The sequence below is a fragment of the Brevundimonas sp. genome (assembly GCF_024711105.1).
Taxonomy (GTDB): Bacteria; Pseudomonadota; Alphaproteobacteria; order Caulobacterales; family Caulobacteraceae; genus Brevundimonas.
The window spans coordinates 1-10,570 of the sequence record NZ_JANJTL010000051.1; the positions used below are offsets into that span (position 1 = coordinate 1).

Genomic DNA, 10,570 nt, shown 5'->3' on the forward strand with positions numbered 1-10,570 from the left:
TCGCCGCCGGCTTCGTGGCGGTCGGCGATCTCGAGCTGTTCGGAACGGGGTTTGGCCTTGGCTCGCTGTGCGTGGCCGCGGCCTATGCAGCCTGTGTCTGGGTCGCGAGGGGACTGGACAGGTCGCCGGCCTGGAGGCCCGTCGGCTGGGAGCCGGCCGCCTCGCAGGAGGCCGAGACGGCGCGCGATCCCCTTCCGCGCCTGATGGCTCTACTGACCGCAACGGCCGCCCTGATCCTGGCTGCGGGCTACGTCCTGACGCGGACGGGAGAGGCCATCGCGGAACAGGCGGGGCTGGGCGCGGGATTCTTCGGGGCGGTGTTCCTTGCGGGCGCGACCTCCCTGCCGGAGCTGTCGAGCGCCATCGGCGCCCTGAGGCTCAAACGGCACCAGATGGCCATCGGCGACGTGTTCGGCGGCAATCTGTTCGACGTGGCACTGGTCGCCCTGGTCGACGGACTGGATGGCGCGGGTCCGGCCCTGAGTGAGGTCGGGAGCTTTTCCGTCGCGGTCGCGATGCTGGGGATCGTCCTCTGCGCCGTCTATGTGATGGGCATGGTGGAGCGGCGCGACCGAACGGTGCTGCGCATGGGCTGGGACAGCGCCATGGTCCTGGTGATCTATGGGTTGGGTCTGGCGGGCCTGTACGTGCTGCAAGGCGCCGCCTGATCCGACGTCGTCAAAGGCCGAATCTCAGGCCCAGCCGCATCGTACGCGGCGCCCCCAGGCCCGCCACGCCGGAGGCTGTCTCGGACACCTCCACCTCGGCGTCCAGCAGGTTCTCTGCAGCCAGCCAGAGGAGCGCGGTGTCGGTCAACCGCCACTCGCCCCGCAGATCGACGGTCGCGGCCTCTTCGAGAACACGGCTGTTGAGGTCGTCCTCGAACCGTTCTCCCTCCAAGCGGAGCCGCCCTTCGAGCCTCAGGCGCTCGGCGGGCGTCCAGGCTACGGCTAGGAGCGCGCTCAACTCCGGCGCCTGGGCGGGCCGCAGGCCGGTCAGCTGAGGGGCGTCTGCGCCGCCGTCGACCTCGGCCTCCGTGAGGGCGAGCGCGGCACGCACCTCGATCGGGCCCGATCGCCAGCCGGCCTCGGCCTCAAGCCCCAGGGCGCGGATGGTTCCCGCATTCATGCGCTGGCGGAGCACGCCGTCCGCCGGCACGAAGCCGGCGACCGGGAAGGTCCCCGGCCCCTGGGCCAGGGTTACGTTGACTATGGCGTCGTCGATCTCGTTCCAGAACACAGTGGCGTCGAGCGTCGCGGCCCCGGAGCGCCAGGAGGCCCCGACCTCAAGGCCGCGCAACCGCTCCGGCTCAAGCGCGGGGTTCGCCTCGGTGATGTCGTTGCCGACGCGAAAGGGCCGATGAAGCTCGTTCAAAGTCGGCGGGCGAAAGGCGGTGTAGCCGGCCGCACGTAGGACCCAGTCCCCGAGATCGCGCCGTAGCGCGGCACGGCCGCTGGCGACATAGCCGTCCCGGTCGGGCGCGGACAGTTCGAGGGTCGGAAGCCCCGTCGCAAGGTCACGTTCGAGGCGGCGGCCATCGCTGTTGCGCCAGTGATCCAGCCTGGCCCCGCCCGTGGCCAGCCAGGGCCCTGCGGACCAGGAGACTTCGCCATAGCCCCCAGCGACGAGGGCTTCGCCGCCGGCGACGCGACTGCGCGTGAAGGCTCCGCCGATGAAGCGGGAGCGCTCGCGCGTCTCGCCCCGCGCATGGCGGGCGTCCGCGCCGATCTCCCATTCGAGCCGTCCGGAGGACCAGGCCAGGCTTCGCCGCACCGCGGCGTTCAGGCCCCACCCGCGCGCCGGCGTTTCGTCCTGGCTGCTGGCGGGGCTGGTGGATGATCGATCGTCCGCGACCGCCACAAAGCGGTTCGAAAGGTCGCTGCCATGCGTCCAGGCCTGCACGCGCCAGCCCAGGAGGCCATCCGCCGGCGCCGCGGCGGCCGTGAGGGACAGGAGCTGGCCTGAGGCGCGGGATCCTCCGCCCGCAAGGCCCGAGCCGCGCTCCTCCTCCCACGCTGCGGCGCGAAAAGAGGCCGTGGCTCGCGCTCCGAGGCCGCCGTCCAGCCGGATCGCGCCGCTCAGCGCGTCGAGACCCAGCGGCTGGTCGGCGGCCCCGGCGTCAGCGCCCCTCACCGGCGTGTAGCCGTCCGAGTTTTCGGTGAGGCCGGCGAGGGACAGTCGAAGGGGCCCCACGCCGATCCGCCCCCAGCCGGCGGCGCGGCGACCGCCGCGCTCGGCGAGCGAGAGGTCCAGCACGTCTCTGACGTCGCGCTCGCGAAGGATCACCGCGCCGGTCAGGGCGCCTGCGCCATAGGCCCCCGCCCCGCCGCCGCGCACGATGTCGACGCGGTCGACCGCCTCGGACGGCAGCTGACTCCACACCACCCAGCCCCCGAAGGGATCGTTCAGGGGCACGCCGTCCAGGGTCACAAGGGCCCGCCCCGCCCCCGAGGGCGCGATCGAGCGGAGCGAGAGGCCCTGAGTGGTGGGATTGGCCGCCGCGCTCGAGGTGCGCCGAAACAGGGAGACGCCGGGGGTGTCCGTCAGGGCTTCGTCAAGCCGGCGCCCGTCATCCAGCGCCGCCTCGTCGAGCGTCACGGTGGAATAGGCGCGCTCGGCCACCAGCGGCGGCAGGCGCGCGCCGGTGATGACCACCTCCTCGACGGGGGTCGGGCTCGCCGGTTGGGCGGCGAGCGCCGCCGCGGCGAAAAGACCAGGACTCAACAGCGAGCTCACCCGCGCGGAAGGGCGTAGGCGATGACTTCGTCGCCGGGGGGCGTCTCCATGAAGTGGTGTCCTCCCGTCATGATCACCAGAAACTGGCGTCCGCCATCCTCGTACACGATCGGCGTCGCCTGCCCACCCGCCGGCAGCACGTCGCTCCACAGGGTCTCGCCCGTCTCGATGTCGATGGCCCGGATGAGGTTGTCCGTGGCCGCGGCGATGAAGACCAGGCCGCCGGCCGTGACCACCGCGCCGCCGTTGTTGGGTGTGCCGATGTCGATGGGCAGCATGGAGGGGATGCCGAAGGGCCCGTTGCGCCGGGCCTGGCCGAAGGGCCGGTCCCAGACGGTCTCGCCGGTGCGCAGGTCGATGGCCCGGATGCCCCCGTAGGGCGGCTCCTTGCAGAGCATGCCCGTCGAACTCATTCGCCAGCCGGCGTTGACGTCGATGGCGTAGGGCACGCCCATCTGCGGATCGCCCGCGCCCTCGGCGCCTTCGGGGACGCCGCCTCGCGACCCGGGCGTCTGTTCGGCCAGGCGCGGGTCGCCGCGCGGGAACCAGCCCATCTCATTGGCCTCCTCGCGGGGCACCAGCCGGTTGTAGTTCGGCATGTCGTTGTAGTTGGCGATGATCAGGCCACGAACCGGATCGACGGCCACGCCGCCCCAGTCCGAGCCGCCGTTGTAGCCGGGGTACTGGATCCAGCGCTGATCCGAGGTCGGAGGAGTGTAGATGCCGTCATAGGCCGCCTGACGGAAACCGATCCGGCAGATCATCTGGTCGATCGCGCTGATCCCCCACATGTCCCGCTCGGTCAGGCGCGGCCGCGCCAGGGTGTGGTAGGCGGAGAAGGGCTGGGTCTCGGTCCGCATCTCCGGCTCGACGCCGCCCTGGGGAACCGGGCGTTCCTCCACCGGCGTCAGCGGCTGTCCGGTGCGACGATCCAGGATGTAGATGTCGCCCTGCTTGCTCGGCAGCACCAGGGCAGGAATTGAGCCGGCCGCAGTCGGATAGTCGATCAGGGTGGCGGTCGAACCGAGGTCGTAGTCCCAGACGTCCGTGTGGACGGTCTGGAACCGCCACGCCGGCCGACCCGTCGTGACGTCGAGCGCCACGAGCGCGGTGGCGTAGGCGTTCTCCTCGGCGGACCGGTCGCTCGACCAGTAGTCCGCCGCCGAGTTGCCCATCGGCAGATAGACCAGGCCCAGCGCTTCGTCGCCCGAGGCGGTGGTCCACATGTTCGGCGTGCCGGGCGTGTAGGTTTCGCCCTCTGGTGGCCGACCCGTCCGGTCGGGCCGCGCCATGTCCCAGGCCCAGCGCAGCTCGCCGGTGACGGCGTCGAAGCCCTGGATCACGCCCGAAGGCGCGTCGTTCCTCTGGCCATCCAGCACCTGATGGCCGGTGACGACCACCCCGCGCACGATGACGGGGGTCGAGGTGATCGACACCATGCCGGGCACGATCTCGCCCATGCCTTCGGTGATGTCGACCTGCCCGTTCTCCCCGAAGTCCGGACACGGCCGGCCCGTCAGGGCGTCGACCGCGATCAGGCGACCGTCGAGCGTGCCTTCGATGATGCGCGTCACGCACAGGCCGCCGCCGCGCGCGGCCGAGGCCGGAGACTGGGCCGCGGCGACGGTGCGGGGTTGGCTGTCGTCGGCGGAGACCGCGTCGGCGCCGCGCGCGTTTCGGGTGTCATAGTAGGCCACGCCGCGGCAAGCGGCCGTGTATGGGATGTAGTCGTCGCTGACCTCCGGATCGTAGCGCCAGCGCTCCTCGCCGGTGCCGGCGTCCAGGGCGATCAGGATGTTCCGAGCCGAGCAGAGATAGACGGTGTCCCCGATCTTGAGCGGGGTGGTCTCTGCGCCCCACTTCTCCTCGGGCGTGTCGCCCGTGTGATATGTCCAGACGCGTTCCAGCTCATCGACGTTGTCGGGCGTGATCTGATCGAGGGGCGACCAGCGGCGGGCGGCGTCGGTGCCGCCGTAGGCGGGCCAGTCCGAGCCGGTGCGCATCAGCGACGGATCGCCCATGCCCCCCGCGAGCGTGCCGGGCAGATCGGCTGGATCGTCGGCGCGATTGGCCACCGCGATAGCGATGCCGCCCACGAGCATGAAGGCGCCCGCCGCCCCCAGCATCATCAGCCAGGACCTGCCGCCCCGCCCGCGCAGCACCGGCACAGCCAGCAGAACCAGAAGCAGCAGAATCGTGGGCGCCAGAACACGCGGTACGAGCGGCCAGCCCTGCAGCCCGACCTCCCACAAGGCCCAGATGATCGTGAGCACATAGAGCGCGATGTACACCCAGGCGCCGATGAGCCGTCCGCTGGCGATCAGGGCGCCAGAGGCGACCAGGCCCAGGCCAGCCAGGAGATAGTACCAGGAGCCACCGAGCGCGATCAGCCAGACGCCGCCGATGACCAGCGGAACACCGATCAGGGTGAGCACCACCCCAAGCACGATCACCAGCCAGGCGGCGAGACCAAGCGAGCGATCCCAGGCGTTCATCCGGTAGCTTGGCACGGCTCCCTCCTGTCGCGGCCTCCTTGGCGAACCACGGCCAAGCTAAAATGTTCCGCTCGGAACCGGTCTGCGCGGCGGCGGGTTAGCCCAGGATGCGGGGCTGGCTACCAGGACGGACTCCATGATGGGGCGCTTCCAGCAGGTCTACTGCGGGCCGGCTCCGGCGCCCGAGGCGCTGTGGAGCAGCTGGAATCTCGACCCGTGGCTGCTCGGCGTCCTGGCGACTGCGGCGAGCGCCTATCTGCTGTCGCGCAAGGGACGGCTGGGGCGCGAGGATGCGTCGGCGGTGCTCGGCTTCGGCGTGCTCGTCGTGGCCTTCGTGTCTCCGCTCTGCGCCCTGACCAGCGCCCTGTTCGCCGCCCGCGTCGTGCACCATGCGTTGCTGATCCTCGTCGCCGCCCCGCTTCTGGCGCTCGCCTGGCGAACGGAGCGCGGTTCGGGACTCGGCCTGGCGGCGGCCGCCGTGCTCCACGCGATAATCCTGTGGGTCTGGCACGCGCCTGCGCCCTATGCCTGGGCGCTGTCGAGCGACGCGGGCTACTGGCTGATGCAGCTGAGCCTGCTCGCCAGCGCGGCGGTGTTCTGGCGCGCGATCCTGGCCGCTTCGGCGCTCGGCGCGGCGATGGCTTTGGTCTTCACCATGGCCCAGATGGGCCTGCTGGGCGCCCTGATCGCCCTGGCGCCGGAAGCGGTTTATGCGCCCCACTTCGTCACGACCGCCGCCTGGGGCCTGACGGCGCTTGAGGACCAGCAGATAGCGGGCCTGATCATGTGGGCGCCGATGGCGGGCCTCTACCTTCTGGTCGCCTTGGCGAGGCTGCTTCCGATGCTGTCCGAAGCGCCCGCGCCCCAGCCCGGCCGATGATCCGACGGCTACGAGCCTGGGCGCGCCTCCACACCGACGAGAAGCGCTACTCGCCGGTCGGGGTGACCTTCCACTGGACGATGGCGGCCTTGATCACCTTTCAGCTGTGGTGGGGGTGGCGGACTAGCCGCCTGCCGGTCGGTGGCGACAAGCTGGACGCCTATGAAATCCATGCCGCCTTCGGACTCCTGATCCTCACCCTGGCCCTGCTGCGCATGGTGTGGCGGATCTTCATTCCCGGCCCGGTGAACGACGCCGACAAGCCCGGCTGGCAGAGCAAGGCGGCGCACCTCACCCACTTCGCCTTCTATGCGCTGTTCCTCGCCCTGCCCCTTTCCGGCTGGGGCATGTTGTCCGCGACAGGTCGGGACGTGCCGCTGAGCCTGTTCGGCCTGCCCTGGCCGCACCTGCCGCTGGAAGGCCTGTCCCAGGAGACCCGCTGGCGCATCGAGGAATGGGCCGAGACGCTGCACTGGCTGGCCATCTGGGGGATGCTGCTCCTGATACCAGCCCACGTCGGGGCCGCGCTGAAGCATTATTTCTGGGACAGGGACGACGTGCTTCCGGGCATGGCGCCCGTGCTGGACGAACTCGATCCCGACGGGCCGACCGGCAGCCCCTCCAGATAGGCCGAGACCGCCTGAACCTCGGCGTCGGTCAGGCGCCGGCTGATCTCGAGCATCAGGTTGCGCGGGTCGTTGCGCCGCTCGCTGGTACGCCAGCGCCGGAGTTGCTCATCGAGGTAGGACGCGGGCTGTCCGGCGAGCGCCGGTCCGCCCGGCGCGCTCCGGCCGTCGGCGCCGTGACAGACGCCGCATGCGGTGAGCCCGCGCTCGGTGTCCCCCTCGTGGAAGAGCGCAGCGGCCACCGGATCGACCGCTCGACTAACCTCTCCAGCTGATCGAGGCGGGAGATTGGCGTACCACTCGGAAACCAGACGCATCTGCCGATCGTCGAGCGCGCGCGCGACCGGGCCCATGACCGGATCCGGCCTGCGCCCGTCGGCATAGTCGTGAAGTTGCTTGAGCAGATAGCCCTGGTCGAGCCCGGCCAGGCGCGGCGTGCCCGCGCCGTCTCCGGCGCCGTCGACGCCGTGGCAGACCACGCACGCGTTGGCCGCGCCGCCATCGCCCCCGCTGAGCGCCACCATCTCGCCGGTTCGGGTGAAGGGGTCCGGCCGTTCGGAACTCGGCAGGTCACAGGCCGCGAGGAGCAGCAGGCATGCAGCGGCGGACGGGGACCTCATTCCTTGCGAACCCCGGCGAACCGCCACGGTTCCTGGAACATCCGGGCAGCTTTGCTGTTGACCTTGCGAACTTCGAGGGGAGTCGATGGGATCGAGCTCGCAGATCGCGTGCCTGGCCGCGCCGTGCCTGCTGCTGCTGTCCGGCTGCGGCGGCGAGCCCGTCCGGGTGGTTCAGGCGGCGGACGGGGACGCCCATCGCGGCCTTGAACTGGTGCGGGACGTCGGCTGCGGCGCCTGCCATGTCATTCCGGGCGTCGACTGGCCCCGGGGCACGGTCGGTCCGCCGCTGATCGGCTTCGGCGAGCGGACTTTGATCGCAGGCCGCTTTCCCAATCAGCCGGACACCTTGGCCAGGTGGGTGCGGGACGCGCCCTCCCTCGACCCGCGAACCGGAATGACGCCCATGCCCCTTTCGGAGGAGGAGGCGCGTGACGTCGCGGCCTACCTCTACACCCTCCATGATGACTGAGGCGCTCGCCGGATGGCCGCCGCCGGTGCTCGACCCGGCGGGTCCAGCCGCCCTCTCGGTCACGATCCTCGCCTGGGCGCTGATGATCATGGCAGCGGGCGTGCTCCTGGTCGTGGTCGCCGCGCTCGGGCTTGGTCTGTTTGGCGGCCAGACCTGGAAGCGCCGGCTCGGCCACGAGCGGCTGATCTGGATCGCCGGCCTGGGCTTTCCGGTCGTGGTGCTCAGCGCCCTGCTCGTCTGGGGCCTGAGCCTAACGAGCCGACTGACGCCCGTTTCTACCGGCGACGAGATCCGCATCCGGGTCACTGGCGAGATGTGGTGGTTTCGCGTCGCCTACCTCGACGAAGACGGCCGCGAGCTGTTCCAGAGCGCCAACGAGGTGCGCATTCCGGCCGGCCGCCCCGTCGTGTTCGAGCTCGAGTCGGCCGACGTCGTCCACTCCTTCTGGGTCCCTCGCCTCTCCGGCAAGCTCGACATGATCCCCGGCCGCCGCAACATCCTGCGGCTCCAGGCCGACGAGCCCGGGGCCTATGGCGGCCAGTGCGCCGAATACTGCGGCGGGCCGCACGCCCTGATGGGCTTCATGGTGATCGCCATGCCCGGGGAGGCCTACGACCAGTGGTTTGACCGTGAACAGCAGGACCGCGCGCCTCCGACGGGCGCGCTGCAGTCGCGAGGCCAGGCGGTCTTCATGGAGAACGGCTGCGCGGCCTGCCACGCCATCCGGGGCACACAGGCCGCAGGCCTGGCCGGGCCGGACCTGTCCACCGTCGGGTCCAGGGCCATGATCGGCGCCGGCATCCTCGACAACAATCGCGGCACCCTGGCCGGCTGGGTGGCCGATAGCCAGACGATCAAGCCCGGCAATCGGATGCCGACCTACCGCAATCTCTCGGGCGAAGATCTCCAAGCGGTCGCCGCCTATCTGGAGGGCCTGAGATGACGTCCCGGCCGGACTTCGATCCGGCCCTCCTGGACCGTTTCCCGACCGCAGGCGATCGCCCGCCCGGCGAGTTCGAACACCTGAAGAAGGTGTGGGAGCAGCCCAGGGGCCTCGGCCTTATCACCGCGGTCAACAACAACTACATCGGCGTCTGGTACGTCGGCGCGGCCTTCCTATTCTTCTGCCTGGCGGGCGTGCTGGCCCTGCTGATGCGCACCCAGCTTGCGCTGCCGATGAACGGGGTCCTGCCCCAGGAGACCTACAACCAGGTCTTCTCGACCCACGGCACGGTGATGATGTTCCTCTTCGCCGTGCCGGCCGTGGAGGCGCTGGGCGTGTTGCTCCTGCCCCAGATGCTGGCGGCGCGCGACCTGCCGTTCCCGCGCCTGTCGGCCTACGCCTTCTGGGCCTATCTGGTCGGCGGCCTGGCCTTCTTCTGCTCGATCTTCTTCGGCCTGGCGCCGAACGGCGGCTGGTTCATGTACCCGCCGCTGACCAGCAAGGACTTCTCGCCCGGCATTAACGCGGACTTCTGGCTGCTCGGCATCGGCTTCATCGAGATCTCCGCCATCGCCGGGGCCATCGAGATCATCGTGGGTGTGCTCAAGACACGCGCGCCGGGCATGACCCTGGCGCGCCTGCCTATGTTCGCCTGGGCGATGCTGGTCTTCGCCGCCATGATCGTGATCGGATTTCCGTCGATCATCCTGGGCACGCTGCTGCTCGAGCTAGAGCGGGCGCTGGACTGGCCCTTCTTCGACCCGACGCGCGGCGGCGACCCGGTGCTGTGGCAGCACCTGTTCTGGTTCTTCGGCCACCCGGAGGTCTACATCATCTTCCTGCCGGCGGCCGGCCTGATGTCGATGATGATCCCGGCGCTCGCCCGCACGCCGCTGGTCGGCTACCGGCTGGTGGTGCTCGCTCTGGTGGCGACCGGCTTCATCAGTTTCGGCGTCTGGTCCCACCACATGTTCACCACCGGAATGCCGACGCTCTCGGTCAGCTTCTTTTCGGCCGCGAGCATGGCCGTGAGCGTGCCGGCGGGCATGCAGGTCTTCGCCTGGATCGCGACCATCGCTGCGGGCAAGTACCAGTTCAACACGCCGGGCCTCTTCGTGCTTGGAGGGCTGACCACCTTCGTCATGGGCGGCCTGACCGGCGTGATGGTCGCGCTGGTCCCCTTCGACTGGCAGGTGCACGACACCTACTTCATCGTGGCGCACCTCCACTATGTGCTGATCGGCGGCATGGTCCTGCCGATGTTCGCGGCCCTTTATTTCTGGACCCCCATGACCAGCAGGCGACCCCTGTCCGATCGCTTGGGCAAGTGGGTCTTTTGGCTGTTTTTCGGCGGAGTGCACGTGACCTTCCTGCCGATGCACCTGACCGGCCTGATGGGCATGCCTCGGCGGGTCTACACTTACCTGCCCGATCGGGGCTGGGACCTGCCGAACCTGATCTCGACCGTCGGCGCCTTCATGATCGCCGCCGGAGTGATCCTGTTCATCGTCGACCTGGTCCGGAACTTCCGCTTCACCGTCGATGACGACGCTGGCAACGTCTATGGCGGCGGCACACTCGAGTGGCTGCCGACCGGCCTCTATTCGACCCGGAGCATCCCGGTCGTCCGCAGCCGATACCCCCTGTGGGATCAGCCGGAACTCTCGCGCGAGGTCGAAGAGGGTCGACACCTGCTGCCCAACACGGCGACGGGCCGGCGCGAGACGATCATAACCAGCCCGGTCAAGGCGGAGCCCCAATACGTCCAGACGATGCCCGGTCCGTCCCCTTGGCCCCTGGC

9 protein-coding genes are annotated in these 10,570 nt (G+C 70.0%); 6 read left to right on the forward strand and 3 right to left on the reverse strand.

Annotated features, from left to right (window positions below; translation table 11 throughout):
* Positions 1-668, forward strand: a 668-nt coding sequence (locus Q0M60_RS04110; protein ID WP_296816272.1) for a hypothetical protein, incomplete at its 5' end; no start/stop codon positions are given.
* A gap of 10 nt (positions 669-678) precedes the next feature.
* Here Q0M60_RS04110 and Q0M60_RS04115 read toward each other — a convergent pair.
* Complete coding sequence (locus tag Q0M60_RS04115; protein ID WP_296816275.1) at positions 679-2,724, reverse strand: TonB-dependent receptor; 2,046 nt, start codon at positions 2,722-2,724, stop codon at positions 679-681.
* An 8-nt stretch (positions 2,725-2,732) separates the two neighbouring features.
* Positions 2,733-5,246, reverse strand: a complete 2,514-nt coding sequence (locus tag Q0M60_RS04120) for a membrane-bound PQQ-dependent dehydrogenase, glucose/quinate/shikimate family (RefSeq protein WP_296816277.1) — start codon at positions 5,244-5,246, stop codon at positions 2,733-2,735.
* Between the two features lie 121 nt (positions 5,247-5,367).
* Between Q0M60_RS04120 and Q0M60_RS04125 the strand changes: the two genes are divergently transcribed.
* Complete coding sequence (locus Q0M60_RS04125; protein ID WP_296816280.1) at positions 5,368-6,111, forward strand: cytochrome c oxidase assembly protein; 744 nt, start codon at positions 5,368-5,370, stop codon at positions 6,109-6,111.
* Complete coding sequence (locus tag Q0M60_RS04130) at positions 6,108-6,740, forward strand: cytochrome b (RefSeq protein ID WP_296816283.1); 633 nt, start codon at positions 6,108-6,110, stop codon at positions 6,738-6,740. Before Q0M60_RS04125 ends, Q0M60_RS04130 begins: the two co-directional genes overlap by 4 nt.
* Here Q0M60_RS04130 and Q0M60_RS04135 read toward each other — a convergent pair.
* Positions 6,647-7,357, reverse strand: a complete 711-nt coding sequence (locus tag Q0M60_RS04135; protein ID WP_296816286.1) for a c-type cytochrome — start codon at positions 7,355-7,357, stop codon at positions 6,647-6,649. The genes Q0M60_RS04130 and Q0M60_RS04135 overlap by 94 nt on opposite strands.
* 85 nt (positions 7,358-7,442) lie before the next feature.
* Here Q0M60_RS04135 and Q0M60_RS04140 point away from each other — a divergent pair, with 85 nt between their 5' ends.
* From Q0M60_RS04140 to Q0M60_RS04150, 3 genes are all read left to right on the forward strand, one after another.
* On the forward strand, positions 7,443-7,826 hold the full coding sequence (locus Q0M60_RS04140) for a c-type cytochrome (protein ID WP_296816288.1): 384 nt from the start codon (positions 7,443-7,445) through the stop codon (positions 7,824-7,826).
* Complete coding sequence (locus tag Q0M60_RS04145; RefSeq protein WP_296816291.1) at positions 7,786-8,769, forward strand: c-type cytochrome; 984 nt, start codon at positions 7,786-7,788, stop codon at positions 8,767-8,769. Before Q0M60_RS04140 ends, Q0M60_RS04145 begins: the two co-directional genes overlap by 41 nt.
* Positions 8,766-10,570: cbb3-type cytochrome c oxidase subunit I (locus Q0M60_RS04150; protein ID WP_296816294.1), on the forward strand; the 1,805-nt coding region annotated here is incomplete at its 3' end. The genes Q0M60_RS04145 and Q0M60_RS04150, both read left to right, overlap by 4 nt.

What these genes read in the sequence shown, in the direction of transcription:
- Q0M60_RS04125 (WP_296816280.1), top strand. Translation starts at nt 5,368, where the DNA reads ATGATGGGGCGCTTCCAGCAGGTCTACTGCGGGCCGGCTCCGGCGCCC.
- Q0M60_RS04130 (WP_296816283.1), top strand. Translation starts at nt 6,108, where the DNA reads ATGATCCGACGGCTACGAGCCTGGGCGCGCCTCCACACCGACGAGAAG.
- Q0M60_RS04135 (WP_296816286.1), bottom strand. Translation starts at nt 7,357, where the DNA reads ATGAGGTCCCCGTCCGCCGCTGCATGCCTGCTGCTCCTCGCGGCCTGT.
- Q0M60_RS04140 (WP_296816288.1), top strand. Translation starts at nt 7,443, where the DNA reads ATGGGATCGAGCTCGCAGATCGCGTGCCTGGCCGCGCCGTGCCTGCTG.